This is a genomic window from Demequina sp. (assembly GCF_047975725.1).
Taxonomy (GTDB): domain Bacteria; phylum Actinomycetota; class Actinomycetes; order Actinomycetales; family Demequinaceae; genus Demequina.
Genome location: NZ_JBKEED010000011.1, coordinates 60,015 through 81,403, shown reverse-complemented (window position 1 = coordinate 81,403; position 21,389 = coordinate 60,015). Strand labels below are relative to the sequence as shown.

20 protein-coding genes and 1 tRNA gene are annotated in these 21,389 nt (G+C 68.0%); 13 read left to right on the top strand and 8 right to left on the bottom strand.

Features of this window, described 5'->3' with window-relative positions; all coding sequences use genetic code 11:
• Positions 1–58: 58 nt before the first annotated feature.
• Genes ACK5NO_RS03510 through ACK5NO_RS03490 form a run of 5 tightly spaced genes read left to right on the top strand, consistent with a single transcriptional unit; the run spans position 59 to position 6,265 of the window.
• Positions 59–1,597 (top strand): sugar ABC transporter ATP-binding protein, encoded by a 1,539-nt coding sequence (locus tag ACK5NO_RS03510; protein WP_416811283.1) that lies wholly within the window; start codon positions 59–61, stop codon positions 1,595–1,597.
• Complete coding sequence (locus ACK5NO_RS03505) at positions 1,594–2,652, top strand: ABC transporter permease (protein WP_416811282.1); 1,059 nt, start codon at positions 1,594–1,596, stop codon at positions 2,650–2,652. The genes ACK5NO_RS03510 and ACK5NO_RS03505 overlap by 4 nt, the downstream gene beginning before the upstream one ends.
• Positions 2,649–3,665 (top strand): ABC transporter permease subunit, encoded by a 1,017-nt coding sequence (locus ACK5NO_RS03500; RefSeq protein WP_416811281.1) that lies wholly within the window; start codon positions 2,649–2,651, stop codon positions 3,663–3,665. The genes ACK5NO_RS03505 and ACK5NO_RS03500 overlap by 4 nt, the downstream gene beginning before the upstream one ends.
• A 58-nt stretch (positions 3,666–3,723) precedes the next feature.
• Positions 3,724–5,238, top strand: coding sequence for a sugar ABC transporter ATP-binding protein (locus tag ACK5NO_RS03495; protein WP_416811280.1), 1,515 nt, complete (start codon positions 3,724–3,726; stop codon positions 5,236–5,238).
• A 7-nt stretch (positions 5,239–5,245) separates the two neighbouring features.
• Positions 5,246–6,265: a LacI family DNA-binding transcriptional regulator gene (locus ACK5NO_RS03490; RefSeq protein WP_416811279.1), complete on the top strand. Its 1,020-nt coding sequence runs from the start codon at positions 5,246–5,248 to the stop codon at positions 6,263–6,265.
• A 62-nt stretch (positions 6,266–6,327) separates the two neighbouring features.
• Here ACK5NO_RS03490 and ACK5NO_RS03485 read toward each other — a convergent pair whose 3' ends face one another.
• On the bottom strand, positions 6,328–6,963 hold the full coding sequence (locus ACK5NO_RS03485; protein ID WP_416811278.1) for an NYN domain-containing protein: 636 nt from the start codon (positions 6,961–6,963) through the stop codon (positions 6,328–6,330).
• A 295-nt stretch (positions 6,964–7,258) separates the two neighbouring features.
• A tRNA-Arg gene (locus ACK5NO_RS03480) sits at positions 7,259–7,331 on the bottom strand.
• A gap of 173 nt (positions 7,332–7,504) precedes the next feature.
• Between ACK5NO_RS03480 and ACK5NO_RS03475 the strand changes: the two genes are divergently transcribed.
• The 5 genes from ACK5NO_RS03475 to ettA all read left to right on the top strand — a co-directional run bounded on the left by ACK5NO_RS03475 (position 7,505) and on the right by ettA (position 13,839).
• The gene (locus ACK5NO_RS03475; protein ID WP_416811277.1) at positions 7,505–9,094 is read left to right on the top strand and encodes a hypothetical protein; all 1,590 of its coding nucleotides are present in this window, start codon (positions 7,505–7,507) and stop codon (positions 9,092–9,094) included.
• Positions 9,091–10,422 (top strand): GTP-binding protein, encoded by a 1,332-nt coding sequence (locus ACK5NO_RS03470; protein WP_416811276.1) that lies wholly within the window; start codon positions 9,091–9,093, stop codon positions 10,420–10,422. The genes ACK5NO_RS03475 and ACK5NO_RS03470 overlap by 4 nt, the downstream gene beginning before the upstream one ends.
• Before the next feature lie 29 nt (positions 10,423–10,451).
• Complete coding sequence (proC, locus tag ACK5NO_RS03465; RefSeq protein WP_416811275.1) at positions 10,452–11,276, top strand: pyrroline-5-carboxylate reductase; 825 nt, start codon at positions 10,452–10,454, stop codon at positions 11,274–11,276.
• A gap of 128 nt (positions 11,277–11,404) precedes the next feature.
• Positions 11,405–11,950 (top strand): single-stranded DNA-binding protein, encoded by a 546-nt coding sequence (locus tag ACK5NO_RS03460; RefSeq protein ID WP_416811274.1) that lies wholly within the window; start codon positions 11,405–11,407, stop codon positions 11,948–11,950.
• 206 nt (positions 11,951–12,156) lie between these two features.
• On the top strand, positions 12,157–13,839 hold the full coding sequence (ettA, locus tag ACK5NO_RS03455) for an energy-dependent translational throttle protein EttA (protein WP_416811273.1): 1,683 nt from the start codon (positions 12,157–12,159) through the stop codon (positions 13,837–13,839).
• A 158-nt stretch (positions 13,840–13,997) separates the two neighbouring features.
• On the opposite strand, the gene ACK5NO_RS03450 is transcribed toward ettA, so the two are convergent.
• The 5 genes from ACK5NO_RS03450 to ACK5NO_RS03430 form a co-directional block, all read right to left on the bottom strand.
• Entirely contained in the window at positions 13,998–15,047 is a 1,050-nt protein-coding gene (locus ACK5NO_RS03450) for an acyltransferase family protein (RefSeq protein ID WP_416811272.1), read from the bottom strand.
• Between the two features lie 239 nt (positions 15,048–15,286).
• Complete coding sequence (locus ACK5NO_RS03445; RefSeq protein ID WP_416811329.1) at positions 15,287–15,724, bottom strand: PTS sugar transporter subunit IIA; 438 nt, start codon at positions 15,722–15,724, stop codon at positions 15,287–15,289.
• 14 nt (positions 15,725–15,738) lie between these two features.
• Positions 15,739–15,969, bottom strand: coding sequence for a PTS transporter subunit EIIB (locus tag ACK5NO_RS03440; protein WP_416811271.1), 231 nt, complete (start codon positions 15,967–15,969; stop codon positions 15,739–15,741).
• Between the two features lie 37 nt (positions 15,970–16,006).
• Positions 16,007–16,249: a glucose PTS transporter subunit EIIB gene (locus ACK5NO_RS03435; protein WP_416811270.1), complete on the bottom strand. Its 243-nt coding sequence runs from the start codon at positions 16,247–16,249 to the stop codon at positions 16,007–16,009.
• Positions 16,246–17,028, bottom strand: coding sequence for a GntR family transcriptional regulator (locus tag ACK5NO_RS03430; protein ID WP_416811269.1), 783 nt, complete (start codon positions 17,026–17,028; stop codon positions 16,246–16,248). The genes ACK5NO_RS03435 and ACK5NO_RS03430 overlap by 4 nt, the downstream gene beginning before the upstream one ends.
• 202 nt (positions 17,029–17,230) lie before the next feature.
• Here ACK5NO_RS03430 and ACK5NO_RS03425 point away from each other — a divergent pair, with 202 nt between their 5' ends.
• On the top strand, positions 17,231–18,550 hold the full coding sequence (locus ACK5NO_RS03425) for a PTS transporter subunit EIIC (RefSeq protein ID WP_416811268.1): 1,320 nt from the start codon (positions 17,231–17,233) through the stop codon (positions 18,548–18,550).
• Positions 18,547–20,220 (top strand): phosphoenolpyruvate--protein phosphotransferase, encoded by a 1,674-nt coding sequence (gene ptsP / locus ACK5NO_RS03420; RefSeq protein WP_416811267.1) that lies wholly within the window; start codon positions 18,547–18,549, stop codon positions 20,218–20,220. The genes ACK5NO_RS03425 and ptsP overlap by 4 nt, the downstream gene beginning before the upstream one ends.
• Before the next feature lie 31 nt (positions 20,221–20,251).
• Here the strand turns inward: ptsP and ACK5NO_RS03415 are convergent, their stop codons facing one another.
• Positions 20,252–20,518 carry an HPr family phosphocarrier protein gene (locus ACK5NO_RS03415; RefSeq protein WP_416811266.1) on the bottom strand — a complete coding sequence of 89 codons (267 nt, stop codon included), beginning with the start codon at positions 20,516–20,518 and terminating at the stop codon, positions 20,252–20,254.
• Positions 20,519–20,723: 205 nt separating this feature from the next.
• Here ACK5NO_RS03415 and ACK5NO_RS03410 point away from each other — a divergent pair, with 205 nt between their 5' ends.
• Positions 20,724–21,212: an acyl-CoA thioesterase gene (locus ACK5NO_RS03410; RefSeq protein ID WP_416811265.1), complete on the top strand. Its 489-nt coding sequence runs from the start codon at positions 20,724–20,726 to the stop codon at positions 21,210–21,212.
• Positions 21,213–21,389 lie beyond the last annotated feature (177 nt).

The window sequence follows — 21,389 nt, the reverse complement described above, 5'->3', positions numbered from 1 at the left end:
CGCCCAGCGATTGGTTCCTCGGCGGACGGGCCACTACAACCGAAAGACGGCCTTCAGCATGACCACGGACACTGACGTCCCCGCCCTCGTCCAGATGCGCGGCATCACCATCGCCTTCCCCGGTGTGCTCGCTCTGGACCATGTCGACTTCTTTCTGCGCCCCGGCGAGGTGCACGCGCTCATGGGGGAAAACGGAGCGGGCAAGTCGACGCTCATCAAGGCACTGACGGGCGTGTACGCCGTCGACTCGGGCACCATCGAGATCGCGGGGAAATCGCGCAGCTTTTCAGGTACGGCCGATGCGCAGGCGGCTGGGATTTCGACGGTTTACCAAGAGGTCAACCTCTGCGCCAACCTGTCGGTGGGTGAGAACGTCATGCTCGGTCACGAGCCGCGCGGCCTCACGGGGATCGACTGGAAGGCCGTCCACGTCGAGGCGGACCGCCACCTCGCGAGCCTGGGGCTCGACCTTGATACCCGCTCGCTCCTTGCCAGCCACTCGATCGCGATCCAGCAACTCGTCGCCATCGCGCGGGCGATGGTGCTCGACGCCAAGGTGCTGATTCTTGACGAGCCGACCTCGAGCCTCGACAGGGGAGAGGTCGACCAGCTTTTCGCCGTCATCCGCGACCTCAAGGCCAAGGGTGTCGCGATCCTGTTCGTGAGTCACTTCTTGGACCAGGTCTACGAGATCTCCGACCGCATCACCGTGCTGCGCAACGGAAAGCTCGTGGGCGAACACCTGGTGGCCGACCTCCCGAGGGACGCCCTCGTGACGGCCATGATTGGCCGCGAACTCACGGACCTCGCCGCCATCTCGAGCGCGGGTGAGCGGGAGATCGACCGCACCGGCCAGCCCGTGCTGCGTGCCACCGATGTGGGTCGCAAGGGCGTCATCGAACCCGCTGACATCGACGTCTACGAGGGTGAGGTGGTCGGCATCGCCGGCCTGCTCGGCTCGGGTCGCACCGAGATGGTGCGGTTGCTGTATGGCGCGGACAAGGCCGACACCGGCACCATCACGGTGCGCGGTGACGAAGCCAAGATTCACGCGCCCCGGCAGGCCATGGGCCACCGGATCGCCTTTTCGTCAGAGAATCGCCGTGCCGAGGGTGTGGTGGCTGACCTGTCCGTCGCGGAGAACATGATCCTGGGCATCCAGGCGCAGCGCGGGTGGCTCAAGCGCGTTCCCAAGGCCGAGCAGGACGCGGTCGTGGCCGAGTACATCGACGCGCTCGGGGTGCGCCCCGCCGACCCGAACACGCCCATCGGCAACCTCTCGGGCGGCAACCAACAGAAGGTGCTGCTTGCCCGGTGGCTCGCCACTCAGCCCGAGCTTCTCATCCTTGATGAGCCCACGCGCGGCATCGACGTGGGAGCCAAGGCCGACATCCAGCGCAAGGTCGCCGAGCTGTCCGCGAAGGGCCTGTCCGTCATCTTCATCTCGTCGGAACTCGAGGAGGTGCTGCGTATCGCTCAGCGCGTGGTCGTCATGCGCGACCGTCGCCGCATCGGCGAGTTGGCGTCCTCGGACGTCGATATCGACGGGCTCATCGACTACATCGCCAATGCTCAAGAAGGGAGCGTGGCCTCGTGAGGCTCATCAAGCATCGGCTGTTCTGGCCGCTGGCGGCCCTGATCACCCTGGTGATCGTCAACGTCATCGCGAACCCCTCGTTTGCCAAAGTCACGATGCGCGACGGAGACCTGTACGGCAACCCCGTGACGATCCTGCGCGAGTCCACGCCGCTGATGCTGGTGGCCTTGGGCATGACACTCGTGATCGCGACGCGTGGCATCGACTTGTCGGTGGGCGCCATCATGGCGGTCTCTGGCGCCGTGTCGCTGACCATCATCGACGGCTCCGGAGACCCCGACTCGATCGTGACGGTCGGCATCGCGATGCTCGTGGGAGTGCTCGTCGCGCTCGTGCTGGGAGCATGGAACGGCTTCCTGGTCTCTGTGCTGGGAATCCAACCCATCATCGCGACGCTCGTGCTGATGCTGGCCGGACGCGGCGCGGCACTCCTGATCACCGAGGGCAAGATCACCACGGTCAACTCGGATCCGCTCGCGTTCCTGACCGACGGCTACCTGATCTTGCTGCCCTTCGCGTTCTTCCTGTGGCTCGCCGCGGTGATCGTGGTCGGTCTCATCGAGCGCCGCACCGCGCTCGGCATGCTGACCGAGGCCGTGGGCATCAACCCCGAGGCGAGCCGCCTCGCCGGCGTGCGTTCGCGCGGGATCATCTGGACGGCCTACATCGCCTCCGGGGTGCTCGCGGGCATCGCGGGCCTGGTCTACGCCTCCAACATCAACGCGGCCGATGCCAACGCGGCCGGCTACCTCATCGAGCTGTACGCGATCCTCGCGGTCGTGCTCGGTGGCACGTCGCTCATGGGAGGCAAGTTCTCGATCGCTGGCACGGTGATCGGCGTGCTGACCGTGACGACACTCGACAAAACCCTGCAGTTCTTTGGCGTCGCGCCAGCCCAGGCGCCCGTGTACTTCGCGATCGTCGTGATCGTCGTGGTGTTGGTGCAGTCGCCCCGCGTCCACCGCTGGGGCAGGTCGCTCACGGGCAAGCGGCGCGTCGAGCCCGTCACCGACCCCACCGCGTCAGTCGAGCCCCAGAAGGAGGTTGTCCGATGACCGCCGTCGAGACCCCGCGCGCCGAGCGAGCTGGCCTCAAGGCCACGGTCGCGACCTTCACGACCCGTCACGCCTCCGTGCTGCCCACCTTTGCCGCCATCGCGATCCTGATCGTGCTGCTGTTGGGCGCGCAGGTGCGGTTCGGCAACTTCCTCAGCCCCGGCAACATCTCGGCGTTGCTGTACGACCACGCGCACCTGTTGGTGCTTGCGGTGGGCATGACGTTCGTCATCATCACCAGCGGCATCGACCTATCGGTGGGCTCGGTGATGGCCTTCACCGGCATTCTCGGGGCAAGCTTGCTCACGAGCGGCGTGCCGGTGTGGATCGCGATTCCCGCGATGCTGGTCGCTGGCGCCTTGATTGGCCTGCTCATCGGAGTGCTCGTGCAGTACTTTGACGTGCAGCCCTTCATCGCATCGCTCGCTGGCTTGTTCCTCGGGCGCGGCCTCGCCTACGTGGTGAGCCTGTCGTCGATCCGCATCGAGGACCCGGTCATGGATTGGCTGCGCACCCGCTTCGCCTTCGCGGGCTGGTACATCACCCCCACGGGCATCATCGCGGTACTCACCGTCATCGTCGGGGCCGTGATCCTGCACAAGACCCGCTTTGGCCGCACCGTGTATGCCGTGGGTGGCTCGGAGCAGTCGGCTCGCCTCATGGGCCTCAAGGTCGCCCGTACCAAGGTGATGGTGTACGTCATCTCGGGCCTGTGCGGAGGCCTTGCGGGACTGGTGCTGACGGCGTACTCGTCGGCGGGCTATCCCCGCAACGGCATCGGCACCGAGCTCGACGTGATCGCGGCAGTGGTCATCGGCGGCACGTTGCTGGCTGGAGGTCGCGGGTACGTGCTCGGGTCGTTCGTGGGCGTCATGGTCTTCGCGACCATCAACACGATCATCTCGTTCATGGGTGCAGACCAGTCGTGGACCCACATCATCGTGGGGGCACTGCTGCTGCTGTTCATCGTGGTGCAGCGCGCCATCGTGGCACGGTCCGAACGGGGGACCTGACCTGCGCGCCACGCCCCAGGGGGAACGCGTCGTGCCTCGTCCATGCCATCTTGGCGGCGTGGACGAGGCGCGGCCGCTCGTGGAGCTGAGGGGCGCGACCGTGCGCTTTGGCTCGACGGTCGCGCTCGACAACGTGGACTTTCGCATGTTCGCAGGCGAGGTCCACTCCCTCATGGGCGAAAACGGCGCAGGCAAGTCCACGCTCATCAAGGCGCTCACGGGAGTGCTCGCACCCGACGCTGGCGTGCTGATCCTCGACGGGCAGACGCTGCACCTGAGTTCGCCGCTGGATGCTCAGCGCGCGGGCATCTCCACGGTCTACCAGGAGATTGACCTACTGCCCAACCTGTCGGTGGCGGAAAATCTGCAGCTGGGCAGGGAGCCGCGACGGCTGGGCCTCATCGACGTGCGGCGCATGCGCTCCCGGGCGCGCGACATTCTCGCGGACCTGGGCCTCGACATCGACCCCACGGCGCCGCTCGGGACGTTCCCGCTCGCGGTTCAACAGTTGGTCGCGATCGCCCGCGCCATCTCCACGGACGTCAAGGTGCTCGTGCTCGACGAACCCACCTCGAGTCTCGACCTCGACGAGGTCGCCGAGCTCTTCCGGGTGATCCGGGAACTGAAGCAGCGTGGCGTCGCAATCCTGTTCGTCAGTCACTTCCTTGACCAGGTCTACGAAATGAGTGACCGCATCACGGTGCTGAGGGACGGGCGCCTGGTCGGGGAGTACCTCACCACGGAACTGCTGCGCATCGACCTCGTGGAGAAGATGCTGGGCAAGCAGATGCCCGTCCTGACCTCGCGCGAACGCGGCGAGGTCGACGACGTCGACCATGAGGCCTTTTACAGCGCCCGCGCCGTGACGACCTCGGGCATTGCCGATGCGGATGTTGACCTGGCGCCGGGCGAGGTGCTGGGCGTGGCCGGGCTTCTGGGTTCGGGACGCACGGCGCTCGCGCGCGCGCTCACCGGTGTCGACCGGCTCGGCGCCGGGATCATTCGCTTGGAACGAGAGGATGTCGACCTCGACTCGCCCCGCACGGCGCTGTCGCTTGGCGTCGTGTACTCGTCGGAGAACCGCCGCACGGAGGGTCTCGTGGGCGACATGAGCATCGCTCAGAACATCGCCCTCGCGTTGCAGGCACAGCAGGGCGCGCTCAAGCGCATCGCGCCGGAGCAGGTGCGCGAACTGGCCACCAGTTGGGTGGAGGCGCTCAACATCAAACCCGCCAATATCGACACCCCGGTGCGGACGCTGTCGGGTGGCAACCAGCAGAAGGTCATGCTCGCGCGCCTGCTCGCGGTCTCGCCGCGGCTGTTGGTCCTCGACGAACCCACGCGTGGCATCGACGTGGGCGCGAAGGTGGAGATCCAACGGCTCGTGGGTGAGATGGCGGACAATGGCCTGTCCGTGGTGTTCATTTCTGCCGAACTTGAGGAGGTCTTGCGCGTGGGAGATCGCGTGGCCATCCTGCGCGACGGCCGCATTGTCGAGACCACCCACTCGGCCGACCTCAACCCCGACACCCTGCTCGCCCTCGTGGCCCGGCCCGACCTTCCGGAAGCCTGAGGCGAGCGTGGCGGAAGCGAAGCAGCCCAGGGCGGCCAACATCTTCGATGTGGCGCGGCTGGCAGGCGTGTCCCACCAGACGGTCTCTCGCGTCATTAACGGCGTCCCCAACGTCAGGCCGGCCACCAAAGAGCGGGTCGAGAAGGCGATCGCGCAGTTGCGCTACAGCCCGTCTCCTGCGGCACGCGCCTTGGTCACCAGGCGTACTCGTGCCATCGGCCTCATCACTCCGTCGGTCACCACCTACGGGCCCACGTCGATCACGATGCACTTCACCATGGCGGCGCGGGCGGCGCGCTACTCGGTGGACTCGATCAGCACCGCGCCGGACGATCCCGCAGCGGTGCGCGCCGCCGTCGAGGCGCTGCTGCGCCAGCGTGTGGACGCGATCGTGATGGTCGTGGCCGACCTCGCGGTGCTCGAACTCGCGCGGGGCCTTGACCTGGGCGTCCCGCTGGTTGTCACGTCATCGTCAGCGACCCGCGGCCCGCACCTGGTCTCGATCGACCAGTACCGCGGCGCACGCGCCGCCGTGCGGCACCTGATCGACCTGGGACACGAGCGCATCGTCCATCTCGCCGGGCCCACGACGGCGGCCGATGCGGTGGAGCGGTTGCGGGGGTGGAAAGACGAGCTCGCCGCGCATCGGCTCGACGCGGCACCTCCGCGCCACGGTGACTGGAGTGCGGCCTCCGGCCACAGCATCGGCCTGGAACTGGACCTCAGCAACGCGAGCGCGATCTTTGTCGGCAACGACCAGATGGCGATCGGTGTGCTGTCCGCCCTGCGCGAGCGCGGGCTTGCCGTGCCGGAAGACGTGTCCATCGTGGGCTTCGACGACCTCCCCGAGGCGGGCTACCTGTACCCGCCGCTGACGACGATCCGCCAGGACTTCGAGGCGCTGGGCCGCATGACCATGCAAAAAGTGCTGGTCGCACTCGAAGAGGACCAGCAACTCACGGAGGACACCCCGCTGCCGACCGAACTCATCGTGCGGCGCTCGACGCGGGCGATCGAGATGGCCTGAACCGGCGGGCCCCTCCGCCGACGGTCGTGGAAGGCCTCACACCGGTCTCCATAGACGCGAGTTCAGGAGACCTGCTTGCTGCCCCATTTGGTAGGTCGAGACCATGAGGCCCCTGCCCTGTCCGTGACGGTCTCTGGCAACTGCGACTGGCGGATCTTCTCGTGGCCGATGTGCATCGAACGGGGCATGAGCTTGTGGAGTTCGGCTGAATAGCGCTTGGGAGGGAATGCTGCAGCAACGAATAGACGGGGATTGACTTGGCGCGCAGTCCGGATCGCCGGGGCGAGATCGCTGTCGGCAGAGATAATGATCGCGGAGTCCATTCGGCCGATGGCAGCATCGCTCACGAGGCGAACCGCGATGTTCACGTCGGTTTCCTTTTCCTCGTACCGCGTGTACGTTGCTCCGCACGTCCGGCAGGTCATCAACTTTGCCTGATAGCGACCTTGGATGACGTCAACGGCGCCCTCGCTGTGGGCCTTGAGTGCCGCCTGATAGTCGCTCTGGCGGCTGGCAGCTCCGGCGTCGTTGAGGACCGGAGCGGTGAAGTAGTTGACCTTGAGTAGCGTGCTCCGAGGGCGGAGACTGGTGGCGAGCGCATGGAGATCGAGCCACAGTTGTTGGCACTTCCACTTGTCGTGCAGCCCGTGGTAGAGGTTGAATCCATCGACGTACACGATGAGTCTGTCAGTGTCCACGTTGCCCCCGCTGTCAACATCGAAGCGCCCCGTCGATGCCGCTTGCATGCGATGCGCGTACGCGCTAACGTACACGCATACCCCGCCAGTGGCTCCGGTCACTGGCTCGACGGCCCCGCAAGGGGCCGTCTTTGTTTGTGCGGACAAGGGTCTGGCCTGATGCTCCTGGATATCGGGTGAGCCTTGCGCACCGTTGGGCCTTCTTGGGTCACTTGAGCCTGCCACATTCGATGCGCGCGTTGAGGCCTCCCAGATCGTGCCGATCGAGATGGCCTGAACCGGGCCATCGGCCAGGCGCCCCCGGCAGGACTCGAACCTGCAACCTACGGATTAGAAGGCCGTTGCTCTATCCATTGAGCTACGAGGGCATGGCGCCACAGCGCCGCCTTCAAGGGTAGTGCCGTGCGAGAGGGGTCACGCGTCATGCCTGCCAGAACGCGTGGCATGGGTCACGTCTGGCGGCGCTCGCGAGCTCGGTCACGGTAACCTGAGCAGTGCTGTGTGCGCACTCGCGCGCCCGATGACTGGAGGATTGCTGGGGATGACCATCCGGCCGATCAAGACGTGGTCGTACCCTGGCGCGCTTCTCGACGCGCTGGTCGATACTCGCGCCGTGGTCGCCGACCTTCAGTTCCCCATCCCCCTGGGCGATTCCGACGACACCGCGCGCCTGCGCGAGCACATGGTCGAACAACTCGATCACCACCTGATTCCGCGCGTGCGCGAGGAGGCCTCGCCCGCCATCGTGGTAGTGGCGGGGTCGACGGGTGCGGGGAAGTCGACCGTGGTGAACGCCCTGCTCGGGGAGCAACTGACGGCCTCCGGCGTGCTGCGGCCCACCACCAAGGTTCCGCACGTGTTCCACCATCCCTTGGATGCAGACGTGCTCAGCACGATCGCCCAAGAGGCCACCGTCATCTCGACCGAGGCCGTCCCGCGAGGGCTCGCGATCATCGACTCTCCCGACCTCGACTCGGTGCGCGGCGAGAACCGGGACATCGCGGAACGACTGCTTGAGGCCGCCGACCTGTGGATCTTTGTCACGACCGCCGCGCGCTATGGCGACGCGGTGCCGTGGGAGGCACTGCGCCGTGGTTCCGAGCGAGGGGCCTCCATCGCGATGGTGCTCAATCGCGTGACCGTCGACGTGGCCGCTCAGGTACGCCGCGAGCTCGTCGAGCGGCTCGCCTCCGAGGACCTCGAATCGTTGCCGTTGTTCGTGATTCCTGAGGACACCGAGGGCGGCATTCGCTTGCCGCAAGACGTGGTGGGCGGCCTTGGCCGTTGGCTCGACTCTGTGGCGGCCGCGTCAGCTTCGACCATCGTCGAGCGCACCATGCACGGCGCGACCGAATCGCTCAAGGAATGGCTCGAGGCGCTCGCAGAGCGCATGGACGACCAGGCCGCGGCCGCCAAGGAAGTGCGCGCCGAGGTGCGCCGCTGCGCCGCCCAGGCAGAACACATGGGCGGCGAGCAGTGGTACACCGAGATCGCGACGGGCACTCTTGGCGCGCGCTGGCGAGCCGCACGTGCGGACGGGGGGCCACTCAACAAACTCCGTCACAGCGCCTGGGGCAAGCGGCGCAGCGCGCGCGAGCAGCGCGATGCCGTGTTTGCAGAGATGCGTGCCGACCTGCTCGAGGCCGTCGAGGCCTCGTTGGCCTCGGCAGCCGCACGCGCATCGGACGCTATGGTGTTCGCCCTCAGTCGCGGCGAGGACTCTCCGGGAGCGTGGCTCGCCTCTCAGCGCGACCCGCGTGAGGCCCGTGTGGTGCGCGAACGGCGTGCGGCCGATGCGACCAGGGCTTGGCTCGCCAAGGTCGCCGAGCAGGCCATGCGTCTTCCAGGAGCGCAACGTGGCGCGGAGATGATTGGCGAGGAGGGCGTCGCGGTGGCACTGGCCTGCGCCGCGCTCGGCATCGACGAGGCCCGTGCGGTGCTCGGGGTGCTCGTCAACCCCACGCTGGGTGACGCCGTCCACCTTGCGGGAGCAGAACTGACGGGTGCGCGTCGCTACTGCATCAACCGCGAGGCGCTGGACCTCATGAAGCCCACGGACATTCCGAGCCTGCTGCCAGAGGCGTCCTCGACGGTGCGCCTGCGTCGCGCGGAGCTCAGGGGCCTGATGTGAGCATCCAGTTCGAACACCTCGCGCCGCGCGACGAGCCCACCTTGCTCCGGGAGCGGGTCGACCGCCTACGCGCGTCCATGGAGTGGGCCTCTGACGCGATTCCCGCTGACGTGCGCGTCCAGGTGGAAGAGTCCATCGCCCGCTGCGAGGAGCGCCTCGCGATGGGAGTGGACCACACGGTGGTGGCGCTCGCAGGCGGCACTGGTTCGGGCAAGTCGAGCCTGTTCAACGCCATCGTGGGACGAGAGTTCGCGGTCCCCGGCGTGGCCAGACCCACGACGTCTGAGGTGAGCGCCGCAGTCTGGGGCGGTGGCGGTGACACGCTGCTGGACTGGCTGGAGATTCGCGCCGACCGGCGCCTGAGCCGCGAGATCGACTCGCTCGACGACGCGGACGAGGCGAGCCTCGACGGCATGGTGCTGCTCGACCTGCCCGACCACGACTCCATCAATGCGGAGAACCGGGCCGTCGTGGACCGCGTGGTGCCTCAGGCCGACCTCTTGCTGTGGGTCGTCGATCCCCAGAAGTACGCGGACCACGCGCTGCACCAGTTCTACCTGCGTACCGCCTCCGAGCGCTCGCGGCCGTCGCTCGTGGTGCTCAACCATGTGGACCGACTCTCGACAGAGGATGCGTGGGCAGTGGCGCGCGACTTGCAGCGCCTGCTCGCCGTCGACGGGATGACTCAGGTGCCCGTGATGCCCGTCTCCGCTCGCACGGGGCACGGCATGGACATTCTGCGTGCCGAACTCGCTGGCGCGGTCTCCGCCCGCACCGTCGCGGCCGAGGCCGTCAGGGCCGAGCTGGTGAGCGCGGGCCGTGCCCTCACCGGCGCGCTGGCCAAGGGCGCCGAGCCCACGCTGCCGAGTGCCGATGACCTGGTCGCCGCGCTGGCTCGTGCCGCGGGCGTGGACGCGCGTGCGGAGGCGGCGGCGGCCTGGGCGCGTGGCGCCCGCGCCGACGAGCCGGGGCCGTGGCGCATCGCGGTGGCCACCGCCGAACGCGAACGCCTGGACTGGATCGACGCCGCGACGGCCGGACTGCCGCCCACGTGGCGCAAGGTCGTGGCCGAAGCCGTCGAGAGCGCGCCCGAGCTCGCCCGCCGGATCGAGGAATCCCTTGAGGACGCGCCCTGGCCGGCCGTGGCGCCGGCCCAGGGGTGGAAGGCGCTTCTGGGGCGTGCCCGACTGGCGTCCTCGGCCCGCAAGCGCACCCTTGAGGTGGGCCGCGCCGCCGTCGCGCACGAGCTGCGGCCCTCGGTCATCGAGCCGACCGAGACCATTCACCAGGCGTACCGCGCGCTCGACGAGCTCACTGAGCTCGACTGACGACCCGCCTCTCAGGGAAGGACCCCCCCATGCCCGCGACCGCATCGGCCGTTGCCATCATCGGCGCAGGAAACATGGCGGGGGCGATCGCCCGCGCGCTGCTCAGTGCGGACCGGCCGCCGCTGCTGACCGTCACGACTCGCACGTCCGTGCCAGCGTGGGCCGACGCCCCTGGCGTGACGCACCTCGCCACGAGTAAGCGGCCTGAGGCGAACTTGGAGGCCGTCCAGGGTGCCCATGCGGTGGTGCTCGGGGTCAAGCCCAAGGACCTGGTCGCGACGGCGGCGGCCATCGCCCCTGCGCTTGAGCCTGGGGCGCTGGTGATCTCGGTGGCCGCGGGAGTCTCGCTCGCCGAGCTCGCCGCCGTGCTGCCCGCCCACGCCGTGGCCGTGCGCGCGATGCCCAACACACCGGTCGCCATTGGCAGGGGAGTCACCGCCGTGACCGTGGCCGATTCCTGCCCGGCCGATGCGCTCGCTGGGGTGCGCTCTCTGCTCGCCCCCACGGGGGACGTCGAGGAGATCGCCGAGGCCGACTTCGACGCTTTCGCGGCCGTCGCAGGGTCGGGCCCCGCCTATGTGTACTTCCTGATGGAGGCGTTGCGGGCCGCTGCGGCCGACCAGGGACTCGGCGAGGATCTGGCGGCGCGGATCGTGCCGCGCATGGTCGCGGGCGCCGCAGAGTATTTGCTTGAGACCGGACGCGAACCGGCAGACCTGCGAGCCGAGGTGACCTCGCCGGGTGGCATGACTCATGCCGCGATCACGACGATGGACGAGCAGGGTATGCCCCAGGCGGTGCGGGACGGCATCGCCGCTGCCGTGCAGCGGGCGCGCACGCTGTCGCAGGGCTAAGCGCGTCCCCAGGCCGCTGCCGGTCCTGGTCTATCCCCAGTGCGCGGGTCGCCCGCGTGCATGGTCGACGCAGACGGGGGAGCGTGGCTCACAGCCGTGACACTCGCGGCGCGAGCCCGGGAGGCGACATGAACGACCTGAACCTGACGATCATCGGCTGGGTGGCCACGGAGCCCAGACTGGTGTTGTCCCGCGACATCCACGGCAAGGACATGTGCTCCTTCCGTGTCGCACAGTCCGCACGCTACTTTGACCGCAACGCCGGCCAGTGGAAGAACGGCAAGACCGAGTGGTTCTCCGTCCGAGTGTTCAAGGATGCGGCCCATCTCGTGTTGCGCTCCGTGCACAAGGGCCAGCCGGTCATCGTGCATGGACGGATGCGCACCGACGAGTGGACCGGCGCCGACGATCGGTTGCGTTGGGACCTGCAGGTTGACGCGACGTGCGTGGGCCACGACCTCACCCGCGGAGTCGCTGACTTCAGCCGTGCCACCATGAGCGACGACGAGTCGGGAGACGCCCCGCTCGACACGGACCCCGCCGACCTTGCAGGCGGCGTGCCCGATGCGACGGACGCGGAGATCGCCGCCGCGCTCGCCGCACAGGACTACGAGACCGGTGGTGCTGTGGGTGACGAAGGTGCTGACGACGAGGAGCTCGTCCCCGCCCGCTGACCCCCTCGCGCCTGGCCAGGCGCCCCCAAGCCGTCCCGCGTGCCGACACCACCCCTCAGCCGGCACGCGGGACTTGGGTGCGTGGCGCATCGGCCCTCCGGGGAAGGACAGACGCGACAGTCCTGGACGTGCGCGCGAGCGCGTAGGCTTGACCAGGTATGTCCGCAGGCGCTTGAGCGCCATTCCTCACGACCGACGGAGCAGCAGTGGCTGAGTTCATCTACTCGATGTATAAGGCGCGCAAGGCGCACGGTGACAAGGTCATCCTCGATGACGTGACCATGTCGTTCTACCCTGGCGCGAAGATCGGCGTGGTGGGTCCCAACGGCGCCGGTAAGTCGACGATCCTGAAGATCATGGCAGGGCTTGAGCAGCCCTCGAACGGTGAGGCTCGGCTGAGCCCCGGCTACACGGTGGGCATCCTGCTGCAGGAGCCCCCGCTCAACGAGGACAAGACCGTGCTGGGCAACGTCGAAGAGGGCGTCGCCGAGATCAAGGGCAAGCTCGACCGCTTCAACGCCATCTCCGAAGAGATGGCGAGCCCTGACGCCGACTTCGACAAGCTGCTTGCCGAGATGGGTCAGCTCCAGGAGGAACTCGACCACGCCGACGCGTGGGACCTCGACGCTCAGCTTGAGCAGGCGATGGACGCCCTGCGCTGCCCGCCGCCGGACGCCGACGTGAAGGTGCTCTCCGGTGGCGAGCGTCGCCGCGTCGCGCTGTGCAAGCTGCTGCTTGAGAAGCCTGACCTGCTGCTGCTCGACGAGCCCACCAACCACCTTGACGCCGAGTCGGTGCTGTGGCTCGAGCAGCACCTGTCCAAGTACCCCGGCGCCGTCATGGCCGTCACCCACGACCGCTACTTCCTCGACCACGTCGCGGAGTGGATCTGTGAGGTCGACCGCGGTCACCTGTACCCGTACGAGGGCAACTACTCGACCTACCTCGAGAAGAAGCAGGAGCGCCTGCAGGTCCAGGGCAAGAAGGACGCCAAGCTCGCCAAGCGCCTCAAGGAGGAGCTGGACTGGGTGCGCCAGAACGCCAAGGGACGCCAGACCAAGTCCAAGTCGCGACTGGCTCGCTACGAGGAGATGGCTGCCGAGGCGGAGAAGACCAGGAAGCTCGACTTCGAGGAGATCCAGATCCCGCCGGGCCCGCGTCTGGGCAACGTCGTGATCGAGGCCAAGAACCTCAAGAAGGGCTTCGATGGCCGCACCCTCATCGATGGCCTGTCGTTCTCGCTGCCGCGCAACGGCATTGTTGGCGTGATCGGCCCCAACGGTGTGGGTAAGACCACGCTGTTCAAGACCATCGTGGGCCTCGAGCCGCTCGACGACGGTGAACTCAAGGTCGGCGAGACCGTGGCGATTTCGTACGTGGACCAGTCGCGCGGTGGCATCGACCCCAAGAAGACCCTGTGGGAGGTCGTCTCCGACGGTCTCGACTTCCTGCAGGTGGGCAAGGTGGAGATGCCCTCACGTGCGTACGTCAGCGCGTTCGGCTTCAAGGGTCCGGACCAGCAGAAGCCCGCGGGCGTGCTGTCGGGCGGTGAGCGCAACCGCCTGAACCTCGCGCTCACGCTCAAGGAGGGCGGCAACGTGCTGCTGCTTGACGAGCCCACCAACGACCTCGACGTCGAGACCCTTGGCTCGCTTGAGAACGCACTGCTCGAGTTCCCCGGCTGCGCCGTGGTGGTCAGCCACGACCGCTGGTTCCTCGACCGCGTCGCGACCCACATCCTCGCCTACGAAGGCACGGAGGAGAACCCGGCCAACTGGTACTGGTTCGAGGGCAACTTCGAGGCCTACGAGAAGAACAAGGTGGAGCGCCTGGGCGCCGATGCGGCTCGTCCGCACCGCGTGACCTACCGCAAGCTCACCCGCGACTGAGGCAGGTGCGGGGGCTTCGGCCCCCGCACCCCGCGCGCGGCTCGGGTCCGGACCGCTCCGGCCCCCACACCGCCGTCCTCTCCTGCCTTAGCGCCCCACAAGGACGTGGTGGTCGGTTTTCGGCAGTGTCGTGCACCCTGGCAGGCACTCAGGTCCGCTCAGACGACTCGCGCTCGAACCCTGGCCTCGTGCAGGCCGTCGACCTGGCGGCGCCAACGGCGTTGCAGCGGCGCGTACCCGTAGTGGGTGGCCACCGCGAGACCAAAGGACACTGGATACGCCCACCACCAGATCGCGTTCTCGGTGGTGCCGAGCGCGAGTGCCCCGCCTATGAGCACGGTGGGATGCCACAGGTACAGCTCGTAGGAGATTCGGCCGACGAAGGTCAGCGGCCCAGAGCCGAGCACTCGCGACGCGGCCGTGGCCCGGCCAGTGAGGATACTCAGGATCATCGCGATCGATCCGAGAGCGGCGAACAGGGGCGCGAGTGAACCCCACACGCCATGCATGGCGACTACGCAGGCCAGCACAAGGCAGGCGAGAGCGCTCCCCGCGAGCAGGCGCGCGTTGCCGCGACGTGTCGTATGGCGCAAGACGATCGCCAGCCCGCAGCCGAGGGCGATCCCGCCTACGCGCAGTAGTTCGAGCGGCGCGTCTCGCACAAAGTACGTCGCGATGTAGGCACCGTAGAGGGCCACTCCGCCAGCGAGCATCAGGACGCCCCGGGTCTTCCAGGTGAGGCGCAAGTGCAGCAGCATCACAAAGGCCACCGGCCACGCGAGGTAGAAGTACTCCTCGAAGGCGAGGGTCCACAGGTGGCCATAGAACACCGACGGCCCCTGAATGATCTCCGCGATGGGGTTGAGGTACACGCTTGAGGCGGCAGTGGCGATGAGGAAGGCGCGAATGTCGTCGACGAGCAGCAAGCCGAGGGGAATCGTCGCGGCGAGGTACGTCAGCAGTGCTGGGTACAGGCGAATGAAGCGCCTGACGTAGAACCTTCCGAACGCGATGCGCCCCGAGCCCTCCCATTCGAGAATCAGCAGACTCGTGATGAGGTAGCCCGACAGCACAAAGAAAATGTCGACCCCAAAGCCGCCGGGCCACGAGTACGGACGCGCGCCGTGAGTCACGAGGACCAGCAGCACGCCCACGGCACGCATGCCGTCGAGCTGCGGCACATATGCCATGCGGCGCGACTCAGCCATGGCCCCCCCTTGGCACACCGGACTCGTTGACCCCTGTGTGATGTGTATCACATCAGGCGTCCACTTGGGCAGGCCCGGTCTTCACTGCCACCACGGCCGATGCGCCGGCTGGCTCGGGTGAGCACGCATCGGCCGGGCGGAACTGAGCGCCTGCCAGGGCGCCCCGGACCGCCCGAAACCGACCGCCACGTCCTCGTGGGACGCTCAGAAACGGGGGGCGGGGGAGGGGGCGCCGTGCGTCAGTTCCAGGTGAACAGTGGTGCGGCGCCGATCGAATTGCCGTCAGCAATGACGAGCGAATCCGCCGCGGCGTCCAGGGCGACCACCGGGCACACGACTGACCGTCCGGTCGCCGCGACGGCGTGGATATCCCAGGTGAGGAGCACCTGTCCGGCGGTCACCTGGTCGCCTTCCTCGACGGCAAGCGAGAAGCCCTCGCCATCGAGTTGCACGGTGTTGATTCCGAGGTGGACCAGGACGGCGCGCGTGTCCGGAGCCTGCACGACGAAGGCGTGCGCGTGGAGCTTCACCACGGTTCCGTCGATGGGACTGCGCACTTCAGCGCGCGCATCGCGGTCGGGGTCGATGGCGACGCCGGGTCCCACCAACGACGCCGAGAATACGGGGTCGGGCACCTCGCTCATGGGAATGGCGGTCCCTGTGACGGGGGAGAGCACGACCAAGGGTGCGCTCAACGCAGGTCCTCAATGTCCGAGGCGATGGTGTCGGCCTGGGGGCCCACGATCACCTGCACGACCGTGCCCTGCTGCATGACGGCGATGGCGCCCGCGGCCTTGAGCGTGGGTTCCGAGACGGCGCTCGGGTCCTCGACCTCGACGCGCAGCCTGGTGATGCACGGTTCGAGGTCAATGATGTTGGCGTCGCCGCCAAGGCCGTCGAGGATCTTCTGAGGGTCAGCCATGATGGTGCTCCTTGTGGTGGGTCGGGGTGAAGGGGTGTCAGAGGAGGTCGTTGATCTCGGCGGCCACGATGTCGACGTCGGGGCCAACGACGACTTGCACCACGCGGCCGTTGATCATGACGCCAAAGGCGCCCAGTTCTCGCAGTCGCGCGGAGTCCACCTGTGCGGGGTCATGGACGAGCGAGCGCAGACGCGTCGTGCAGGGCTCGATGTCCTCGATGTTGCTGGCGCCGCCCAGTGCCGCGAGGTACTGGGCGGCTCGCGGTTCGGATGGGGTCATGAGTCCTCCTTGGACGTCTTTGTCGGGGGTTGCTCCGGGGTGGTCGTGAGGCGAGGTCGGGGAGGGGCCAGCGGAACCCATACCTGGTAGCGGTCGCCGCGAAAGCACGCGCGGGAGAACATGATCGCGCCGTGCTCGCCATGGGTGCGCCGCGTGGTCCGCATGACGGCGGTGCGCTCGCCCATGTGCAGGAGTGCCCGTTCCTCGTCCGATGCGGTGTCGGCCGCCAGGGTCTCCTCGCCCCACGCAGGGTCTTGGCCCTGCGCGCGCAGCGCCTCGTACAGGCTGCTGGGCGGGCCCGCTTCGAACAACGTGGGGGCGACCGAGACGGGGATCCAGGCCTCTTCGATCGACATGGGGGCCGAGTCGGCGAAGCGCAGCCGTCGCACATGGTGGACAGCGGCGCCGGGGGTGACTCCGAGGACCGAGGCGACCTCGGCGGGAGCCGGGATGGCCCCAGAGTCGAGGACTTGGGTCGAGGCGCTCAGCCCCAAGCGGTGCATCTGCTCGCCGAAGGTCGACAGCCTCACCTCGAAGTCCATCCGAGGGGCGCTGACGAAGGTGCCGCGCCCTTGGACCTTCTCGAGCACGCCTTCGGACACGAGCGAGTCGATGGCGTGGCGGATGGTCATGCGTGACAGGCCGAACCGCTGGGTCAGTGCGCGCTCCGAAGGGATGGGGTCGCCGACCTTGAGCTCGTTCGCGGTGAGGGTGACGAGGTAGTCGCGTACCTGCAGGTACTTGTGTGCGGCTTGTGGCGACTCGTCTTCGGTCGGCATCGGTGCCCCCTTCGAGTTGATGTGGTCCAGTCCACGTGCGTCGATCATATTGCACCGCCGCGCTTGACAACATCATGGGGTCTAGACCACTCTGTTGGCAACTGGTCCAGACCAGAGGTCCTTCGTCAACGTCGATGGGGCCGGCGGCGCGACACTGATGGCCGTCTTGCACACAGGTGAAATACGCAACGAGGAGTGTTTCATGACTACTGCAGTCGAAACCCCGCGCCGAGGCCTTCCTGGACTCGCGCAACTACAACGCATGGGCCGCTCGCTCATGCTTCCCATCGCGGCCCTACCGGCGGCCGCTCTGCTGCTGCGCTTGGGCCAGCCAGACATGCTCGGCGCCGATGGCGTGGCGAGCTTCTGGTCGTGGATGCAGCCCGTCGCCGACGTCATCGGCGCGGCCGGAGATGCCCTGTTCGCCAACCTTCCGCTGCTGTTCGCCGTGGGTGTCGCCGTGGGCTACGCCCGCAAGGCGGACGGCTCCACTGGCCTGGCTGCGGTGATTGGCTACCTGGTCTTCACGTCCGTGACGGACGCCATGTCGCCCATCGTGCTGCCCAAGGCGGACGGTGCTGACCAAGAGCTCATCAACTACGGCGTGCTGGGCGGCATCGTCATCGGTATGACCGCCGCACTCCTGTTCCAGAAGTACTCGCGGATCAAGTTGCCCGCCTGGTTGGCCTTCTTCGGAGGACGTCGCTTTGTGCCGATCGTCACGGCCGGCGCGGCCGTGCTGATCGCGGTGGGCATGTCGCTCATCTATCCCTGGTTCGACGCGGGCTTCACGGCCGTGGGGACGTGGGTTACCGGCCTGCCCGTGATCGGCGGCTTCGTGTACGGCACGCTCAACCGTCTGCTGCTGCCCTTTGGCCTGCACCACCTGCTCAACGCGTTCCCGTGGTTCACCTTTGGCGAGTACACGGATGCCTCTGGCGCCGTGTGGAACGGCGACATTGCACGCTTCTTGCACGGCGACCCCACGGCAGGCGCCTTCATGACGGGCTTCTTCCCCATCATGATGTTTGCCTTGCCCGCCGCGGCGCTCGCGATCGTTCACACCGCCAAGCCAGCCAAGCGCAAGCTCACGGCAGGCATCATGGGCTCTGCCGCGCTCGTCGCCTTCGTCACCGGAGTGACCGAGCCGCTCGAGTTTGCCTTCGTGTATGTCGCCTACCCGCTGTACGCGATCCACGCCGTGCTGACGGGAACCTCGCTCGCTCTCGTCAACGCCTTGGGAATCCGCGACGGCTTTGGCTTCTCGGCAGGCGCGATCGACTATCTGCTGAACTTCCGGATCGCGGAAATGCCGCTGTTGTTGATCCCGATCGGGCTGGGCTATGCGGTGGTCTACTACTTCCTGTTCCGCTGGGTGATCACCAAGTGGAACCTCAAGACGCCAGGTCGGGAAGACGATGACACCTCCACAGGCTCGGACGTGCCGGTGGTCGTGGCGGAGTCCGCTGAGGCCGACGTCGTCGTGGAGGCCTCGACCACGTCGGGAGGTGACCGCAGGTGACCGAGGTGCTGCGCGGCGTCGGTGTCAACAGTGGGCGCCGCGCGGCACCGGTCGTGCGCATGGCCCCCCCGGTGACGCCTCCGGACGCCGAGGGGCCACTGGCTGCCGATGAGCGCGAGAGCGCCGTCGAGGCCATCGCGTTGGCCGGCCAGCAGGTCAGGGATGACCTGCTGGCCGCGGCCGCGGCCGCCTCGGGCACCGCGGCAGAGGTACTCGCCGTGACGGCTGCGATGGCGGCCGACCCGAGCTTGCTCGCCGGGGCCCAGGGCCTGGTGCGCGCCGACGGGCTGGCCCCCGCATCGGCCGTGTGGCGCACCGCCGATGCGCTGGCTGAGCAACTGGCCACGCTCGGGGGCAATATGGCTGAGCGGGCAACGGACGTGCGTGACGTGCGCGACCGCATAGTCGCTCACTTGACGGGGGCACCCATGCCGGGCGTGCCCCGGCGTGACCTTCCCTTTGTGCTGGTCGCTGACGATCTGGCGCCGGCTGACACCGCAACGCTGGATCCTGCGCGCGTGGTGGCGATCGTCACGAGCGGTGGAGGCCCCACCTCGCACACCTCGATCCTCGCGCGATCGCTGGGGATCGCGTGCGTGGTGGCCGTCGAAGGGGCGCAGGGCTTGCGCGACGGCCAGGTGGTACTCGTCGATGGGGGAGCCGGTACCGTCCACGTGGATCCCGACCGGCAACTCGTCGACCGCGCCTCGAAGGCTCGCGCCGTGCCGATGAAACTGAGCGGGCCTGGCGCCACCCACGACGGCCACGCCGTCGCGCTGCTGGCCAACATTGGTCGCCCCGACGATGTCCCCGCTGTGGTGGCCGCTGGCGCCGAAGGTGTGGGACTGTTCCGCACGGAGTTTTGCTTCCTGGGCAGGTCTGACGCCCCAACGGTGGACGAGCAGGTGGAGCAGTACGCCGCCGTGCTCAGCGCCTTCCCCGGTCGCAAGGTGGTGATCCGGACTCTTGATGCGGGGGCGGACAAGCCGTTGCCGTTCGTGACAGCGGACGACGAGCCGAACCCTGCGCTCGGCGTGCGTGGACTGCGCACCTCATGGGCCAGCCCTGGGGTGCTTCAGGCGCAGCTGGAGGCCATTTCGACCGCCGCCCGCGATGCCAGTGCCGAGGTCCATGTGATGGCGCCCATGGTCGCGACCATCGGAGAGACCAGGGAATTTGTTGAGGCGTGCGCCCAGCACGGCCTCGACAGGGCCGGAATCATGATCGAGGTTCCTGCCGCGGCGCTGCGGGCGCGTGACCTACTCGAGGTGGCGACCTTCGCCTCCGTGGGAACCAATGACCTGACACAATACGCGATGGCCGCCGACCGCGAGCTCGCTTCCCTCGCCGCCCTGTCGACGCCGTGGCAACCTGCCGTGCTCGACCTCTTGGCGCTCGCGGGCGAGGGTGCGCGACGTCACGGACGGCCGCTCGGCGTCTGTGGCGAGGCCGCCGCCGATCCCGCGCTCGCGCCTGTCCTGGTAGGCCTGGGTGTGACGTCGTTGTCGATGGCGCCCCGGGCCCTGGGAGCGGTGGGCGCGGTCCTCGCGACGCTCACTCTCGCGCAGTGCCAGGAACTCGCTCGCGTGGCCCGCGAGGCCGACTGCGCCGAGGACGCTCGCGTGGCCGTGCGGTCGGCCATTCCTGCGATCGATCACTGGGGACTGTGAGGTGGGGGTGCGCAGCACCCCCACCTCGCGCTCAGGACACGACGGTCTGCTGAAGAAACCCTTCGAGTGCGTCAAGCGCTGCGGCGTCCGCGTCGGTGTCGGTGGCCGTCGCCAAGCGAACGGTGTCGCCGGCCTTCGCGCCCAGCGTCATGACCGACAGGATCGACGCGGCAGGCACGGGCTCACCATCCTTCGCGATCGTCACGGGGGCGCCTGCGGCTTGTGCGGCTGCGACAAAGAGGGCGGCGGGACGGGCGTGCAGGCCCTCCTCGATGGCAATGATGACGGTGCGCTCCATAGCGTCCTCCCAAGGTTGTGTCGTCCCAGCCTACCGGTCTAGACCAGTACGGTCCAGGCGACCGGCCCCACCCCTCCCCACTCGCCCCACCCCTCCCGAATCTGAGCGCCCCACAAGGACGTGGTGGTCGGTTGTGGCCCATGCGGTGCGCCCTGGAAGGCACTCAGGTCCACGTCGGGCGCCCAGCGGCGGCTACCGTGAGGCCATGAGTCGCATCCACGTCCCCATCTCGCTGCGCTGGTCCGACATCGACGCCTACGGGCACGTCAACAATGCGGAGATGCTGCGCCTGCTCGAGGAGGCCCGCATCAGGGTCTTTTGGGCCGACGAGACGGACGATGCGCTCGCGGGCTCAGGCGAGCCCGTCCCCACCGCGGTGCTCGCCGGCGGCCCGGGTGCGAGTACCCACACGCTCATTGCCGCCCAGCAGATCGAGTACCTGGCACCCGCGCCGTTCCAGCGCCGGCCGCTCGACGTGCAGTTGTGGATTGGACGGCTCGGGGGAGCGAGCATCGAGATTTGCTACGAGGTGTTCTCGCCGCAGGACGAGTCCGAGCAGGTGCTCTACGCGCGTGCCTCCACGACGCTGGTCCTCGTCGACGCTGCCAGCGGCTCGCCCCGTCGCCTGGGTGAGGCTGAACGCGAGGCATGGTCGGCCTACCTCGAGGAGCCCGTGAGGTTCCGTAGCCGCTGAGGTGACGAGCGCATCGGCTGGACCTGGCCGGGCTGGCCGGACGGACCTGGCCGGACGGAACTGGCCGGACCTGGCATGGCGGACGTGAGTGCCTGCCAGGATGCACGACACGGCCCACCACCGACCACCACGTCCTTGTGGGGCGCTCAGGTAGGGACAGACGGCGCGGCACTCCGC